The following is a 16,426-nucleotide window of genomic DNA, read 5'->3' on the forward strand; positions in this document are numbered from 1 at the left end:
CGTGAGAATTGAATTATTATTAAAAACTTTGTTGTCTAAACCTTGAACATAAACTTTTTCTATTGCACTACCTGAGTTCGAGTTTAGAACTTTATTTTTATTTCCTAATACTACTGAATCCACAGGTTCAGTTACAGTGTTTTCATCGCCAATAATAATTGACTCAGTAGGATCAGTGATTGTGTTACTTGCTTGGGTTATATAATTGCCGTTAGCATCTAAGTTTTGTGAGTTGGCTACCCCCCCCCACATGAAAAGCGGAGATATTGCCAAAGCACAAGCCAAGAGAGATTTAGATTTTTTTCCATTTGATTTAGCACATTCTGATACAGCAACCCATGCACCAAGGACCTCACTGTAGATAGATTTGAACACTTTATTCATATACAACCCCACTTAATTACAAAATAAAGCATAATTATATGAAACAAAACGTAAGAAATTTGCAATTTTTGCACTAAACAATCTAAATCTATTAAATAAATGTAATTATTTGTATCTATAACCCTACAAATAATTGACTAATTTAGTAATCTATATATACAAATACCCCCAATATTTCGGGGGTATTTTGAGTGGGGACGGATTGTTTGTAACTACATGTTACTCCCAAGCATATCCTGCTCCGATGGAAGCTCCTAGGTTACCTCGACCATTTCCTGACACATTGCCTTTTAAGATCCATTTGCCACTCTTAGTCACCGTAGATAAACCAATAGCAAATGCGGTGTGTCCCTCATAGGTACTGCCTGAGACGCCCATTACGCTTTGGCCAGGCTTATATGCTTGAGGAAGAGTGCCTACAGCCATGGCTGAGGCTGTGCCAGCATTCGCATCTTGATATCGTTTTTCAATCTCTCCTCTTAATTGATTGCTAGCTTTTGTAAGCTGACTTACGTTTACGGCATCCGTAGGTTTTACGCCTGCAGCGACATTTGAGATGACACGGCCACCTGCATCGATTCCGTCTTTAGTTACGCTTGGGCCGTCTTTGATGTGAAGGCCTGTTGCGTTAAGTGAGACGGCAGGGGATGTTGTGCTAGGCGTTGCTGGAGCTGAGATTGTTAATCCTGTAGCTTCGAGCGATGTTAGGTTTTGGCCATCGACTGAGCTTACTTCTACTGAAGGGGCTACTGCAGGGTTGGTTCCTTCTGCTTCGGAGCCACTTGTGATTTTTACTGTTGTATTTCCTTTTTTATCGACTACGTTAATTTTTCCGTCAGCCTTAGGTTTTTTGTTTTGGCCGTCTCCGCCCACTGTAAGAGTATTAGACTCTAAGTCGTTTTTAAGTGCCACTGTGACGGTTGTTTTGCCTGTATCTGCGTCCTTTTTGACTGTGGTTTGGATATTGCGGCCACCATCAAATTTAGAAGGGTCTTCATTGCTATTAGTCAAAGCACCCACTATATCGAGATCTTTCACGCCTACAACAGGGTTAGCACCGCCTTCCTCAGCAGGGTTGTTTGCACCTACTTTAATTTCTGTAGTTTCGCCAGGTGTGGAGCCTGTTCCAGTGTATGAGATGGTAATTGTGGTTTTTCCAGAGCCAGCGTCTTTTTCTACTTTAGTTGTGATTCCATTTTTACCTATGAAGTCATATTCTGGAACTGTACCTGAACCTCCAGTCCCTCCTTTTTTAATGTCCTCCTCTAGTTTCTTAACATAGTAGTTAAGTTGTGAGCCGTTTATCGCATCTGTACTATCATTTGAAACACGGCCAGCTGCTACGTGTTGGATTTGACGCTCATTGCCAACTGAGCCTACTGTTACGATACCATACGGATTAGGAGCTTGGCGGTTTGAGCCTGTAGTGACAGTCGTTGCAGTAGGTTCTCTTGAAGCGGCGGCCCAGGAATAAGTTTTTCCATTTATTGTTAATGGTGCAGGGGCTACAGGAGTTTGCCAACCATCTGATGCGGATAAATCTCCAAGGTAAACACTGTTGGTTTGAGTTGCTTTTACTCTATTACCCAAAACTTGCGAATTACCTGCCTTAACTTCATTAAATAAACCTACAGCTGTAGATTGTGCACCCTGATTTATATTTGCTAAACCTAGGGCGACTGAGGTTTGCCCTACTGCGTAATTGTTATATCCAACTGCTACATCTCCTGAATATAGTGCTACGTTTTGAATACCCACAGTGATATTAGAGCCAACGTTTTTATCTGCTGCTACAGCAAGTAATTCCTCTTTAAGCTTATTGAATCCTACTTTACCCTCTGGATCTTCATCAGTGCTGAAAATTCTATGATTAGGTAAATCATCGTTTATAGCATTTTGAATAGTTCTATTATCTAAAAAAAGTCCAGAGATATTCATATTACCTAGAGCTAGGCCATATTCATTGTTCACGTATGATTCAAGTCCCACAACAGTTGACCCATAGCCTGTTGATTGTGACCAGTGCCCAAGAGACAAGCCATAAATATCAAATGCCTTGCTTGCATAACCTAGAGCTGTAGCTCTCCAACCATAAACTTCAGTAAAATGACCTAGTGCCATTCCACCATAACCAGCCCCTTGATTAATCATCTTTTCAGGGGCCTCAACAATAGATCTATGACCTATAGCTATAGCCAACCATCCTATAGCTTTGGACTCATGACCTATAGCAAATGTTCCATAGCCTTTAATAACTTCTGTAGATCTACCTATTGCACCACTATCGTCGCCCTTTACATTTGACTGGTAATTAAGAGCGAAGCTACCAATTCCATCGACATAACCTTGAGGTAGATCATTAGTTTGTCTTGTAGAAGCCACAGGAACCAAAGCATATGGAGTAGTATTTTTGGGTTTTAGTATTGAAGAGAGATTTATTGATTTGTTAGAGGGATTATTAAATGAATTTAAGAAATCTGGATTGATTAGCTCTAAGTTTTCATCTTCTGATTTGGAAGTACTATCCTCGCCTGTTAGTACAGAACTTGCTTTATGAATGCGTTCTGCATTAGGTAAATTATCTGAGGCTAGTGCTACCCCCCCCCACGAGAACAGAGGGGACATTGCCACAGCACAAGCTAATAGAGATTTGGATTTTTTACCATGAGCTTTAGTACACTCAGAAACAGCAACTCAAGCACCAAGAACTTCACTATAAATAATTTTAAATACTTTATTCATCAAAACCACCTTTAATTAAACATATTTATCATTTTAATTAAAGATGGCTTATGAGTATCTAATTGTTACGAGCTTTCCTAGAGAGTAAACGAAAATTGTTGCTAAATTTGCGCCTTGTATAGACATAAAAAACCCCAAACTCTTACGAATTTGGGGCGTTTCTTAAAGCGAAAGGGTAGAAATTAAATTACGCGAGCTGCTTCAACTAATTTCACCACTCTCCACGATTTATGTTTAGAGATAGGGCGACCTTCAGCAATCTCTACTGTATCTCCCTCGTTATACTCATTATTTTCGTCGTGGGCTTTATATTTATTAGTACGGATAATGATCTTACCGTAAAGTGGATGTTTAACGCGGCGTTCAACTTGAACAACCACAGTTTTATCCATTTTATTACTAACAACTTTACCTACAAGAGTACGTTGAAGTTTTTTAGGTGTATCTACTGAAGAAGCATCAGTAGACTGACCTTGAGTTTGGTTTTGTTCTGTCATGTCTATTTACCTGCCTTTTCAGTTAATAATGTACGAACACGTGCAATATCACGACGCACTTTACCGATTTGGCTTGTGTTTGTTAATTGCTGAGTCGCACGTTGCATACGTAGGCTGAATTGTGCCTTAAGAAGCTCATCAAGCTCTTTTTGTAATTCAGCTACATCTTTCGAACGTAGTTCACTTGCTTTCATGAGTACTCCTTAAGATAAATGACGAGTAACGAATGTAGTCGAGATTGGCAATTTAGCCGCAGCTAAACGGAATGCCTCTCTAGCTAGCTCTTCGCTTACGCCATCCATTTCATACAGAACTTTACCTGGTTGGATTTCAGCCACCCAATACTCTGGGTTACCTTTACCGTTACCCATACGAACCTCTGCTGGTTTTTGTGAGATTGGTTTATCTGGGAAAATACGAATCCAAATACGTCCACCACGTTTAATGTGACGAGTCATAGCACGACGAGCCGCCTCGATTTGACGAGCAGTAAGGCGACCACGACCAGTTGCTTTAAGACCAAAATCACCGAAGTTTACGTTTGTGCCGCGTGTAGCAAGGCCAGTGTTACGGCCTTTTTGCTCTTTACGATATTTTCTACGAGCAGGTGATAACATCTATTATTCTCCTTTAGCTTCTGCTTGAGGTTCAGCTTTTTTAGCTGCAGCTTGAGAGCCTTCACCTTGAGCTTGTGCTTGTGAGTTTTCTGCTTGGGCACCAGCCGCTTTACGAGCTCGACCACGACCGCTAGGGCGACGTTGATCTTGACGCTCACCGCGAGGACGACGTGTACGTCTTTCTTCATCGCGAGAAACTGTCTCTACAGGAGCTTCACCGTTAGGTAGAAGATCACCTTTGTAGACCCAAACTTTAATACCAAGTAAACCATAAGTAGTTAATGCTTCAGAAGTAGCATAATCTACCATCGCACGTAGAGTATGTAGAGGCACACGACCTTCACGATACCATTCAGTACGTGCAATTTCAATACCATTTAAACGGCCAGAAGCTGCAACTTTGATACCTTGTGCACCCGCACGCATAGCATTTTGAATAGCACGTTTCATAGCTCTACGGAACATGATACGTTTTTCAAGTTGCTGAGCGATTGAGTCAGCGATTAATTGAGCATCAACCTCAGGTTTACGAATCTCTTCAATATTGATATGAACAGGAACGCCCATAATTCTTTGTAAATCAGATTTAAGTGCATCGATATCATCTCCGCCTTTTCCGATAATTACACCAGGACGTGCTGTAAATACAGTGATGCGTGCGTTTTTCTCTGGACGCTCAATAAGAACACGACCTACTGAAGCTTGCTTAAGTTTACGTTTAAGATATTCGCGAACACGAAGATCTTGTGCAAGCATAGTGCCGAAGTCTTTATCTTCTGCATACCAACGAGAGTTCCAATTGCGAGTAACCGCAAGGCGGAAACCGGTTGGGTGTACTTTTTGACCCATTATTGCTCCTTACTGCCAACTTTAACCACGATATGGCAAGTTTGCTTTTCAATGCGGTTGCCGCGACCTTTAGCGCGTGCGGAGAAACGCTTCATCGATTGTGCTTTATCGACGTAAATCGTAGTAACACGAAGTTCGTCAATATCTGCACCATTATTGTGCTCGGCATTTGCGATAGCAGATTCAAGTGCTTTCTTAACGATGCCAGCTGCTTTTTTCTGAGTGAAGTTTAAGATATGCAAAGCTTGATCAACTTTTTTGCCGCGGATTAAATCTGCAACAAGTCTAGTTTTTTGAGCTGATATGTGTACTCCACGTACTATTGCTGTAACTTCCATGGCTTACCTCTTAGCTTTTTTATCTGCTGCGTGACCTTTAAAGGTACGAGTGTGCGAGAATTCACCAAGTTTATGACCAACCATGTTCTCGTTAATATAAACAGGAACATGTTGACGACCATTGTGAACTGCAATCGTTAGACCGATAAAGTCTGGCAATATAGTTGAACGACGAGACCAAGTTTTAATTGGCTTTTTATCTTTAGTTTCGATAGCTACTTCAACCTTCTTAATAAGGTGAGCATCTACGAAAGGTCCTTTTTTAGTTGAACGTGACATTTAATACTCCCTTATTACTTACGCTTACGACGCGAAACAATCATGTTATCGGTACGCTTATTACTACGAGTTTTGTAGCCTTTAGCTGGTGTACCCCATGGACTCACTGGTTCACGAGCTTCACCTGTACGACCTTCACCACCACCATGTGGGTGATCAACAGGGTTCATCGCAACACCGCGAACTGTAGGGCGTATACCGCGCCAACGCATAGCACCCGCTTTACCGATTTGACGAAGGCTATGCTCACCATTACCTATTTCGCCGATAGTTGCACGACAATCGATATGAATCAAACGAACTTCACCAGAGCGAAGACGTAATTGAGCATAAACACCTTCACGTGCCATAAGAACCGCTTGTGCACCTGCTGAGCGAGCAATCTGTGCACCTTTACCTGGTTGAAGTTCAATAGCATGAACAGTTGTACCAACAGGTATATTGCGAATCAACATAGTGTTTCCGACACGGATTGGAGTCTCTTTACCTGACTCGATTTTATCGCCCACTTTAAGGCCATTAGGAGCTAAGATATAGCGACGTTCACCGTCTGCATAACAAACTAAAGCGATATGAGCCGTACGATTTGGATCGTATTCGATGCGTTCAACTTTAGCTGGAATGCCATCTTTATTTCTACGGAAGTCGATTACACGATAGTGAGCTTTATGACCACCACCTCTATGACGTACAGTGATATGCCCGTTATTATTACGACCTGAGCTGCGTTTTTTAGGCTCAAGAAGAGGAGCATAAGGAGCACCTTTATGTAAGTCAGGAGACACAACTTTAATCATGCCACGGCGACCAGCCGATGTAGGTTTAATCTTAACTAGTGCCATCTTAGTTTACCTCCGCGAAGTCAAATTCTTGACCTTTTTTGAGTGATACATAGGCAATGCGGTTATCGCGACGACGACCCATAAAACGACCAGTGCGTTTAAGTTTACCTTTGCGATTTAGTACAGATACTGAATCAACTTCAACTTTAAACAATAACTCAACCGCATCTTTAATCTCAGATTTAGTAGCATCAGAAGCTACGCGAAGAGCGATTTGAGGTTTAGCTCCAGATTCAGCGATAAAAGTTGCCTTCTCTGTAATTACAGGAGCAAGAATTACTTGCATTAGACGTTGCTGATAAGCTTGTGGTTTTGTATTTGTAGTACTCATGCAAACATCTCCTCTAACTGAGCAATTGCAGCTTTAGTAATCAATACTTTTTTGTAGTGAACTAAAGATAGAGGATCTGCATAACGAGGCTCTACAACAGCAACATGCGGAAGGTTACGAGTAGCAAGATATGTATTCTCGTCTAGGGAATCTGTAATAACTAGTACTGAATCAAGTCCCATATCTTTCAATCTAGTAGCAGCTTGCTTAGTTTTAGGAGAATCAAATGTAAATGAATCTACTACAGCAATGCGATCTTCGCGAGCTAATTGAGAGAATATAGAACGAATACCTACACGGTACATTTTCTTGTTAATTTTTTGAGAAAAATTCTCTTCAGGAGAATTTGGGAATGTGCGACCACCTCCACGCCACAAAGGAGAAGAAGTCATACCAGCACGAGCTCGGCCAGTACCTTTTTGGCGCCATGGCTTTTTAGTAGTGTGCTTAACTTCTGAACGATCCTTTTGTGCACGATTTCCGCCGCGTGCATTAGCTTGATATGCAACGACGATTTGGTGGATTAGTGCTTCATTAAATTCGCGACCGAAAATAGCATCAGAAGCGGAAATAGTTTCGCTTGACTGGCCTTGATCATTGATTAGCTTAAGATCCATTATTTAGCTCCTTTTGCTACCATTTTGATTGCAGGCATAACTACAATATCGGAATTTTTATGGCCAGGAACAGCGCCTTTAACTAGTAAAAGGCCACGCTCCGCATCCACGCGAACGATATCTAAATTCTGAACAGTGCGAGTCACATCACCCATATGGCCTGACATGCGTTTACCTGGGAAGATACGACCAGGGTCTTGAGCTTGGCCAATAGAACCAGGCACTCTGTGAGAACGAGAGTTACCGTGTGATGCGCGCTGAGCACCAAAATTATGGCGCTTGATAGTACCAGCAAAACCTTTACCGATTGTGGTACCTTGAACATCCACCTTTTGTCCAACAGCAAAAACGCTATCGACGGCCACAACAGAGCCAGCAGTAAATTCTGCAGCTTTTGCGGGATCAAGACGGAATTCTTTTAGGATTGAGCCAGCCTCAACGCCAGCTTTTGCATAGTGGCCAGTCTGTGCTTTATTTACGCGTGAAGCACGACGAGTCCCATATGCTACTTGAACTGCGGCATATCCATCAGTCTCAACATTTTTAACTTGAGTCACGCGGTTGTTCGATACATCAAGCACAGTTACAGGGATAGATTCACCCTCATCTGTGAATATACGCATCATGCCAACCTTACGACCCAATAAGCCAAGACGATGAGCAGCCTTAGTCGCTACATCTTTCGACACATTGTTAGTCATTTTTTTCTCCAAAGCCCCTAACTACGATTGGTTAAGGGATATATATAAGTACCCAATTTTTTGGGTAATTCATTATTTTACACACTTTTAAAGATTTTTCAATCCTAAAGTTATGATTTTGTTGTTAATTTTGAATTTTCGTGGTCAGATCCGAGAGAAATTTCTAGTCTGCGAATTTCCGGACCCGTTTCAATAGTCTTTAATTGTGGCAATGCCTTCGCATTCCTCGTTGATAGGTTTTTAAATTTCTCAACCTTATTGTAGAGACCCTGTTGGCCGATAAGACTCGTAACACCGTTGTTATAGCCTGTGATGGCGGACGAGAGGGCATTGCCAACTTTATGGAAATGTTCACAAAACACCGCAAGCTGATTGTATATATCAAAAGCTTTTTTAACAATTTCCTGAGCCTGCTCATCGCTTTGAACAAGCTTCCATATATTTGCAACCGTCTTCAAAGTTGGCAATAAAGTCGACTGCGACACCAGTACAACACCCTTGTTATAAGCATCTACAAATAACTTAGGATTTTGTTGCAGAACAAGTGTGTATGCAGCTTCTATAGGCATAAACATAAACACAAATCCGATAGAATTGCCCTTAATATTCAGATTTGCGTAATCCTTTTGCGAAAGAGATTTTATATGCTCAGAGACGGCCCGCACATGTGCATCGATATGCGATTGCGTCTGCTGCGGATCTTCGCTTGTAACTGCCTCCTGATATGAGTTAAGCGACACCTTGCTATCAATAACAATGTAACGCTCATCAGGAAGATGCACTAGAAAATCAGGTATAGCTTTAGAACCCTCATCGTTAGTCGCTCTCTGCTGCGTCTCATACTGCAAGCCACGCTCAAGACCTGCATTTTGCAAAAGTGTCTCAAGCTGAATTTCACCCCAGTTGCCTAATAGTTTTTTATTCCCTTTTAAAGCCGCCGCTAAATTGCTCGCTTCCGTACTCATCTGAATACCAAGACTTTTGACTGTCTCAATTTGTGTTTTTAGGCTAGCAAATTCAGCCGTATTTTGAGTTTGCACATCGTTTACGCGCTTTTGAAACGCTTCAATCTGCTCTCTAAAAGGTGTCAATAACGACCCTATTGATTTCTCGCTTTTCTCAGAAAAACTTTTCGATTTTTCATCTAGATAGCGATTTGATAAATTTTCAAATTCTGTTGCAAGCTGTTTACGCGACTCCGTAAACTGCTCCTTTAAGGACTGCAAATGCTCATTCGCCTGTGCCTTCTCTTTAGCTAGATTCTCTTTTAAATTTTGAGACTCAAGTTTCGATGCTAGAACTTGCTTCTCTAGATCATTTGCACGTGTGAGTTGCTCTTCGTGAGCTTGTTGAATGTGATCTCTCTGAGCTTTGAAATCAGTAGCTTGAGCCTCAAGCATCTCGTATTTAGATTTCACCCCAGCCAGAGCTTCTGCCAACTCATCTCGTTGAATATTCAGATCATCGACCTGGGTTTTAAAATTCTGCAAATCTTGTGCACTCTCTTCAGCCTTATGCTCAAGAACAGCCATCCGTGTGGCTTTCGATGCATTACGCACCATAAAGAACACAAAAAGAATAAAAAACAAAACTGCCCCAATCGCTAGGTATAAAGCGAATGGAGCAAGATTTGATGATAGATTTTGTAGTGTAAATGAATCCATTGCACCTTAGAACGCAGGGACAACAGCTCCTTTATATTTGTCGTTAATGAACTTCTTCACGTCTTCTGTTTGAAGAGCCTTAACTAGAGCCGTAACTTCAGGTTTATCTTTATTATCTGGACGCGCAGCAACTAAATTTGCATATGGCGATTCAGAACCTTCCAAGTATACCGCATCTTCTACTGGATTAAGACCAGCTTCCAAAGCATAATTTGCATTGATTACAGCTAAATCAACATCCGCTAGCACACGTGGCAATGTTGCCGCTTCTATCTCCTTAAACTTAAGTCCACCATCATTCTTAACAATATCACGTGTTGTTGAAAGAATGTTTTTCGGATCCTTCAGTTCAATCAAGCCATTTGCTTGAAGAAGAAGTAATGCACGTGCACCGTTAGTCGGGTCGTTTGGAATTGCAACTACAGCACCTTTCTTAAGTGATTCTCCTTTTTTAATTTTCTTAGAGAAAGCACCGAGAGGTTCTACGTGAACATTGCCAACTGGGACAAGGTCAGATTTATGCTCTTTATTAAAGGAATCTAGATATGGCTTGTGCTGGAAAAAGTTCACATCAATTGCCTTATCGATTACTTGCTGATTTGGTTGCACATAGTCCGTGAACACTTTAATCTCTAAATCCACGCCTTCCTTAGCTAAGGCAGGTTTAACAAATTCAAGCAACTCTGCATGAGGAACAGCAGTCGCAGCTACAGAAAGTTTCTCCGCATTAGCCGCACCAATAGAGGCGATCGCGAATACACTAGCAGTTAAAATTTTCTTGATTGATTTCATATAAATCTCCATTATTTTCTACTTAATTTTTGTACAAAGTGATCGCCCAACATTTGAACACCTTGAACTAATAACACTAAAATCACTACAGTTACTATCATCACATCCATTTGATATCGCTGATACCCAAAGCGTATGGCAATGTCCCCGAGTCCGCCCCCACCAATCACTCCAGACATGGCAGAATATCCAATCAAGGAAATTGCGGTTACTGTAATCGCCGCAAGAATCCCTGTCCATGACTCGGGTAAGAGCGACATTCGTACGGTCTGCATTGTGGTTGCACCCATCGATTTCGCAGCTTCACTAATGCCAGGGTCAAGCTCACGAAGTGCATTCTCCACTAGTCTCGCAAAAAACGGCACCGCACACACTACAAGCGGAACTACTGCCCCCGCTACTCCCAAAGCACTGCCTACAATTAGACGCGTAAACGGAATAAGCACGACAAGCAAAATAATAAACGGCACAGACCTAAAGATATTTACAATCAAGGAAAGCACTTGATATACAGGTTTATTTTCAAGAAGCTGTTTTTCAGAGCTTAGGAACAAATACACCCCTAGTGGCAATCCGAAGATTATTGTAAATAAAAGCGACCAGCCCGTCATAAGCAATGTGTCGATGGTTGCTTCAAGAATCATGTCCCAATCTATTTCTGACCAATTCATGGTTTTAATACCTCCACATCAACATTGCGTTGTTCGAAAAATTGTTTTAGTTGTGTAATTGAGTTTTGCGATAGGACATGAGAGACATTATTTAACTCAGCTTGCGGCTCACCTTCATTATTTTGCGGGTTTAGTGGTGTTTGGGGCCTAGCCTGCCCTTCAGACACCGTAATCACCATCTGACCGAACGGTGTATCTTTAATAAAACCTACAGACCCTTGTAAGATACTGAACTCTAGATTTAGTTGCGACACTAAATGGCTCAACAATGGCTCTACCGCAGTCTTTCCATGATATGTTAAGCGAATAACTGTATCATGTATATCAGAATCAAACTGCTGCCAGCTTTCATTATCCACACCACTCTCAGAAAGCAACGCCTTTGTAGTCTCATGTTGCGGGTGCAAAAATACATTTACTACATCACCCTGCTCCACAATCAAGCCCTTATCGATAACTGCGACTTCATCGCACAAATTTCGCACCACATCCATGCTATGCGTAATAAGAACAATCGTAATGTCAAGCTCTTTATTAATTTTGTTAAGCAAAGCAAGAATCGATTTCGTTGTTTCAGGATCTAGTGCACTTGTCGCCTCATCGCAGAGCAAAATTTCTGGTTGCGTAGCCAATGCTCTCGCAATCCCTACGCGCTGCTTCTGCCCGCCCGACAACTGTGATGGATACTTGTGCACATGCTCTTCAAGCCCTACTAGCTTAAGCAAGTGGTTCGCCCTTTCTATAGCCTGTGATTTCGGAGTGCCTGCGATTTTGAGCGGATATAACACATTATTTAGTACGGTCTGCGATGACAGCAGATTAAAGTGCTGAAACACCATACCAATGTTTTGACGAAGTTTTCTGAGTTCGCTATCTGAAGCTTCTGTGTAGTCCTTACCTTGGATCAATACACGACCCTCGGTCGGCTTCTCGAGCAGATTAATCATGCGGATAAGAGTACTTTTTCCCGCACCCGAGCGCCCAATAATACCGAAAACCTGTCCACGATTGATAGTAAGATCAATCCCCTGCAAAGCATGGAGCACTTTCTCTTTCGTGTGAAATGATTTTTTTATTCCTTTTAGTTCAATCACTTTTCGATGACCTTTATTTTTATGTATGTGCTTATATTAATGGATTGTTCTTAATAAAAAACCTTATGATTATAACTATTTGTTATAAAAACAAAACGAGTGCTTTGTGGGCACTCGTTTATTTTTAATTTGAGGGTGGCAATATTATCGTGACTATCATTTAGCTCACATACCGCCAATTAATACAGCTTCTTATTGAAGTGCAATCTCCACATTAACGCCTGCAGGAAGATCTAGACGCATCAATGCATCAACTGTTTTATCTGTCGGATCAACAATATCCATAAGTCTTTGGTGTGTGCGGATTTCGAACTGGTCACGCGAAGTTTTGTTTACGTGAGGTGAACGAAGCACGTCATAACGTTTGATGCGAGTTGGAAGTGGTACAGGACCGTGAACTACTGCACCTGTGCGTTTCGCTGTATCAACAATTTCAGCTGCAGATTGGTCGATAAGTTTATAGTCAAAAGCTTTTAAGCGAATGCGTATTTTTTGATTTTTCATTTATTGTTTTACCTTTAAAGAACGTTAAAAAAGAACAAAATTAAAAAAGAGCATAAAGCCAACTATTTTATTTCAATTTCTTATATATGTAAAGAAAAATATGTTTTATTTTTAAAGATTTATAGGGAGCGGGGGGCATTGCCACCATAACATTATGTATCAATATGTACACAAAAATTTTTATTAGAAATACAATTATGGAAATTGTAGGAGTGTGCATGAAAAAAATTTTCCAATGGTTCGAGAGCCTCATAAATCCATATCCTCCCGAGGAGCCTATTCTTCCTAAGAACGGCTTATTAGCCTTTATCTGGTCAAATACTAGAGGCATGCGATGGGCTCTACTCATTCTTTTGATTTTTTCTGTGATTATAAGTGTGCTCGAGGCTATGATGTTTCAGTTTACGGGTCTGATTGTCGATTGGATGAGCCATATTCCAGTTGGTCAATTGTGGGAGCAAAAATCAACTGAAATTATATGGATGCTAGTTGCTATGCTTATTTTTGGAGTGGTCACTGTAAGTGCTGAATTGCTCGAGGATCAGACATTTGCGGGAGCATTTCCAATGAGGCTGCGTTGGAATTTTCATAGAATCATGCTAGGTAAAAGCTACTCTTTTTATCAAAATGAATTTGCGGGTCGCATATCAGCAAAGGTTTTACAAACTGCCCTAGCAGTGCGAGAAACTGTGCTCGAATCGATAAACATTATTGTCTATGCTTTGGTTTTAGGTGTTTCCGCGATAGTACTGTTATCACAATTTAATGCACTACTTATATTGCCATTTATTGTGTGGTTTGCACTATATTTTTTGGCAGGCTATTACTTTATTCCGAAGCTAGCGAAATACTCTCGGCTGCAAGCTGATGCTCGAAGCATGATGACTGGACGTATCACAGATGCATACGCAAATATACAGACGGTGAAATTATTTTCTTATACATCTCATGAAGCGGGGTATGCCCAGGAAGCAATGGATGAATTTTTAGTGACTGTGCATAAACAGATGCGGGTTATTACTTTAATGCGCATGTGCATTAACTGGCTGTTTATTGCACTTCTGATTTCTACTTTCAGCTTATGTTTTTGGTTATGGTCTGAGGCGGCATTAACAATAGGTGGGCTGGCAGCGGCTTCAGCTTTTGTTTTTCGATTATACGGTTTGTCTCACTGGATTATGTTTTCATTTGCACGATTCTTGGAAAATGTGGGCACTGCACATGATGGAATGAGAACATTAAGCACACCTGTAACTGTGCAAGATCGTGCGGGGGCTGGTGATTTAGTGGCGAATCGAGGAGAGATTGAGTTTGTAAATGTGGATTTCTCGTTTGATCAAGATAAGCCATTGTTTGAAGATTTTAATCTTCATATTCGGTCGGGCGAAAAGGTAGGGCTCGTGGGGCGAAGCGGTGCTGGAAAATCAACTTTGACGAATTTGCTATTGCGATTTTTCGATATTCAAGATGGATCGATTTTGATTGACGGGCAAGATATCCGCGATGTTACGCAACATAGTCTTAGGTCGCAAATCGGATTGGTTACGCAAGACACATCGCTGTTGCATCGCTCTGTTCGCGAAAATGTTATGTATGGACGCGATACGGCTGGTGAGGAAGAGGTTTTGGCGGCAATCGAAAAAGCGTCGGCGAGCGAGTTCATTGCCAACTTGCGTGATATGAAGGGGCGCGAGGGGCTGGAGGCATTCGTCGGAGAGCGAGGCGTCAAGCTGTCGGGCGGGCAGAGGCAGCGCATTGCCATCGCGCGGGTGCTGTTGAAGGACGCACCGATTCTGATTCTAGATGAGGCGACTAGCGCTCTTGACTCTGAGGTGGAGGCGGCGATTCAGGAAAATCTGACACGCCTGATGGAGGGCAAAACTGTGATTGCAATTGCACACAGGCTATCGACGATTGCGGCGATGGATCGGCTGATTGTGATGGATGCTGGTCGGATTGTGGAGGAAGGGACGCATCAGGAGCTGCTGGAGCGAGGCGGAATTTACGCGAATTTGTGGAATCGCCAGAGGGGCGGATTTTTGGATTTGGATTAGCGTTGGGGTTTGTGGCTCGGGTGTTTCAGGGTCAAGAATTTCTAAATAATTATTGTTCTGAATTATGAGGGTTGTGGCTCGGGTGGGCAAGCAATTAAATTCTAATGGCACAACTCTAGTCCTCACAACTTGATTTGCAAATAATTTAAAAGCCTGCGGTACAGTTAATCCATAAATAACAAAATAAAAAAGGGCCTCAAACGAGACCCTAATTTAGTAATGAGCAGATGCGAGTACCTCTCGGCACCCGAATCAGAAATTACTTAGTGATTTTAGCTACAACGCCAGCACCAACAGTACGACCACCTTCACGGATAGCGAAGCGAAGACCTTCTTCCATCGCAATCGGGCTGATTAGCTCAACGTCCATCGATACGTTATCGCCTGGTAGCACCATCTCTTTATCCGCTGGCAATGTAATCGCCCCTGTCACATCCGTTGTACGGAAGTAAAACTGCGGACGATATCCTTGGAAGAATGGTGTATGACGGCCACCCTCTTCTTTAGATAGAATATACACCTCTGCTGAGAAGTTAGTGTGTGGCTTGATTGTGCCTGGTTTTGCTAACACTTGACCACGCTCTACGTCTTCACGTTTTGTACCACGAAGTAGTAAGCCCACGTTATCCCCTGCTTGACCTTCATCAAGTAGCTTGCGGAACATCTCTACACCTGTACATGTAGTCTTAGCTGTCTCACGAATACCTACAATCTCAATCTCTTCGCCTACTTTAATCACACCACGCTCAATACGGCCTGTAACCACTGTACCACGACCTGAAATTGAGAACACGTCCTCTACTGGCATCAAGAATGTTCCATCTACCGCACGCTCTGGTGTTGGAATATATGTATCCAAAGCTTCTGCTAATTTTAGAATCGCTTCTTTTCCTAGTGGACCTTCGTCTCCCTCTAGAGCTAACTTAGCTGATCCTTTAATAATCGGTGTGTCATCACCTGGGAAATCATATTTAGATAAAAGCTCACGAACTTCCATCTCTACTAACTCTAATAGCTCCTCATCATCTACCATGTCCGCTTTATTTAAGAACACGATAATATAAGGTACGCCTACCTGACGTGATAAAAGAATGTGCTCACGTGTTTGTGGCATAGGACCGTCTGCTGCTGAGCATACCAATATCGCTCCGTCCATCTGTGCAGCACCTGTAATCATATTTTTTACATAGTCAGCGTGCCCTGGGCAGTCTACGTGTGCATAGTGACGTGTTGCTGTCTCATACTCTACGTGTGCTGTATTAATAGTAATACCACGTGCTCTCTCCTCTGGAGCAGCATCAATCGCTGAATAGTCTTTCGCTTCACCACCGTACATCTTAGACAATACAGTCGTAATCGCTGCTGTCAATGTTGTTTTTCCGTGGTCTACGTGACCGATTGTACCTACGTTAACGTGTGGTTTGGTACGTTCAAACTTCTCTTTAGCCAT

At 42.0% G+C, this 16,426-nt stretch carries 19 protein-coding genes and 1 pseudogene; 1 reads left to right on the plus strand and 19 read right to left on the minus strand.

What is annotated here, in order from left to right; all coding sequences use genetic code 11:
- The 17 genes from T432_RS08020 to rpsJ form a co-directional block, all read right to left on the minus strand.
- Window positions 1–384 (minus strand): ESPR domain-containing protein (locus tag T432_RS08020; RefSeq protein WP_044971227.1); only part of this gene is annotated, 384 nt, incomplete at its 3' end.
- A gap of 219 nt (window positions 385–603) precedes the next feature.
- Window positions 604–3,009 carry a YadA-like family protein gene (locus tag T432_RS0107080; RefSeq protein WP_028884721.1) on the minus strand — a complete coding sequence of 802 codons (2,406 nt, stop codon included), beginning with the start codon at window positions 3,007–3,009 and terminating at the stop codon, window positions 604–606.
- Window positions 3,010–3,308: 299 nt separating this feature from the next.
- Window positions 3,309–3,623 carry a 30S ribosomal protein S17 gene (rpsQ, locus tag T432_RS0107085; protein WP_015551945.1) on the minus strand — a complete coding sequence of 105 codons (315 nt, stop codon included), beginning with the start codon at window positions 3,621–3,623 and terminating at the stop codon, window positions 3,309–3,311.
- Between the two features lie 2 nt (window positions 3,624–3,625).
- Window positions 3,626–3,817, minus strand: coding sequence for a 50S ribosomal protein L29 (gene rpmC / locus T432_RS0107090; protein ID WP_014112153.1), 192 nt, complete (start codon window positions 3,815–3,817; stop codon window positions 3,626–3,628).
- Window positions 3,818–3,826: 9 nt separating this feature from the next.
- Window positions 3,827–4,240 (minus strand): 50S ribosomal protein L16, encoded by a 414-nt coding sequence (gene rplP, locus T432_RS0107095; RefSeq protein ID WP_013521741.1) that lies wholly within the window; start codon window positions 4,238–4,240, stop codon window positions 3,827–3,829.
- A gap of 3 nt (window positions 4,241–4,243) precedes the next feature.
- Complete coding sequence (gene rpsC / locus T432_RS0107100; RefSeq protein ID WP_015551944.1) at window positions 4,244–5,089, minus strand: 30S ribosomal protein S3; 846 nt, start codon at window positions 5,087–5,089, stop codon at window positions 4,244–4,246.
- Complete coding sequence (gene rplV / locus T432_RS0107105) at window positions 5,089–5,427, minus strand: 50S ribosomal protein L22 (protein WP_014112155.1); 339 nt, start codon at window positions 5,425–5,427, stop codon at window positions 5,089–5,091. The genes rpsC and rplV overlap by 1 nt, the downstream gene beginning before the upstream one ends.
- 3 nt (window positions 5,428–5,430) lie before the next feature.
- Entirely contained in the window at window positions 5,431–5,706 is a 276-nt protein-coding gene (gene rpsS / locus T432_RS0107110; protein WP_014112156.1) for a 30S ribosomal protein S19, read from the minus strand.
- Window positions 5,707–5,720: 14 nt separating this feature from the next.
- Window positions 5,721–6,548 (minus strand): 50S ribosomal protein L2, encoded by an 828-nt coding sequence (rplB, locus tag T432_RS0107115; RefSeq protein WP_014112157.1) that lies wholly within the window; start codon window positions 6,546–6,548, stop codon window positions 5,721–5,723.
- A gap of 1 nt (window position 6,549) precedes the next feature.
- A complete protein-coding gene (gene rplW / locus T432_RS0107120) occupies window positions 6,550–6,879 on the minus strand; it encodes a 50S ribosomal protein L23 (RefSeq protein WP_014112158.1) in 330 nt (109 codons plus the stop codon).
- Window positions 6,876–7,496 (minus strand): 50S ribosomal protein L4, encoded by a 621-nt coding sequence (gene rplD, locus T432_RS0107125; protein ID WP_014112159.1) that lies wholly within the window; start codon window positions 7,494–7,496, stop codon window positions 6,876–6,878. The genes rplW and rplD overlap by 4 nt, the downstream gene beginning before the upstream one ends.
- Complete coding sequence (rplC, locus tag T432_RS0107130) at window positions 7,496–8,197, minus strand: 50S ribosomal protein L3 (protein ID WP_014112160.1); 702 nt, start codon at window positions 8,195–8,197, stop codon at window positions 7,496–7,498. Before rplC ends, rplD begins: the two co-directional genes overlap by 1 nt.
- Before the next feature lie 110 nt (window positions 8,198–8,307).
- Entirely contained in the window at window positions 8,308–9,861 is a 1,554-nt protein-coding gene (locus T432_RS0107135) for a DNA recombination protein RmuC (protein WP_028884722.1), read from the minus strand.
- Window positions 9,862–9,867: 6 nt separating this feature from the next.
- Window positions 9,868–10,659, minus strand: a complete 792-nt coding sequence (locus tag T432_RS0107140; protein WP_028884723.1) for a MetQ/NlpA family ABC transporter substrate-binding protein — start codon at window positions 10,657–10,659, stop codon at window positions 9,868–9,870.
- 5 nt (window positions 10,660–10,664) lie between these two features.
- Window positions 10,665–11,324: a methionine ABC transporter permease gene (locus T432_RS0107145; RefSeq protein WP_014112163.1), complete on the minus strand. Its 660-nt coding sequence runs from the start codon at window positions 11,322–11,324 to the stop codon at window positions 10,665–10,667.
- Window positions 11,321–12,418, minus strand: coding sequence for a methionine ABC transporter ATP-binding protein (locus T432_RS0107150; RefSeq protein WP_028884724.1), 1,098 nt, complete (start codon window positions 12,416–12,418; stop codon window positions 11,321–11,323). The genes T432_RS0107145 and T432_RS0107150 overlap by 4 nt, the downstream gene beginning before the upstream one ends.
- A 192-nt stretch (window positions 12,419–12,610) precedes the next feature.
- Entirely contained in the window at window positions 12,611–12,922 is a 312-nt protein-coding gene (gene rpsJ / locus T432_RS0107155) for a 30S ribosomal protein S10 (RefSeq protein WP_013521757.1), read from the minus strand.
- A gap of 218 nt (window positions 12,923–13,140) precedes the next feature.
- Here rpsJ and T432_RS0107160 point away from each other — a divergent pair, with 218 nt between their 5' ends.
- Window positions 13,141–14,976, plus strand: coding sequence for an ABC transporter ATP-binding protein (locus tag T432_RS0107160; RefSeq protein ID WP_028884725.1), 1,836 nt, complete (start codon window positions 13,141–13,143; stop codon window positions 14,974–14,976).
- A 63-nt stretch (window positions 14,977–15,039) separates the two neighbouring features.
- Here T432_RS0107160 and T432_RS09090 read toward each other — a convergent pair.
- Both T432_RS09090 and tuf read right to left on the minus strand, forming a co-directional pair.
- A pseudogene (locus T432_RS09090) lies at window positions 15,040–15,189 on the minus strand (type II toxin-antitoxin system RelB/DinJ family antitoxin); the annotation flags it as partial.
- Window positions 15,190–15,235: 46 nt separating this feature from the next.
- Window positions 15,236–16,426 (minus strand): elongation factor Tu, encoded by a 1,191-nt coding sequence (gene tuf / locus T432_RS0107165; protein ID WP_013521790.1) that lies wholly within the window; start codon window positions 16,424–16,426, stop codon window positions 15,236–15,238.

It is taken from the genome of Taylorella asinigenitalis ATCC 700933, from assembly GCF_000687755.1.
Taxonomy (GTDB): domain Bacteria; phylum Pseudomonadota; class Gammaproteobacteria; order Burkholderiales; family Burkholderiaceae_B; genus Taylorella; species Taylorella asinigenitalis.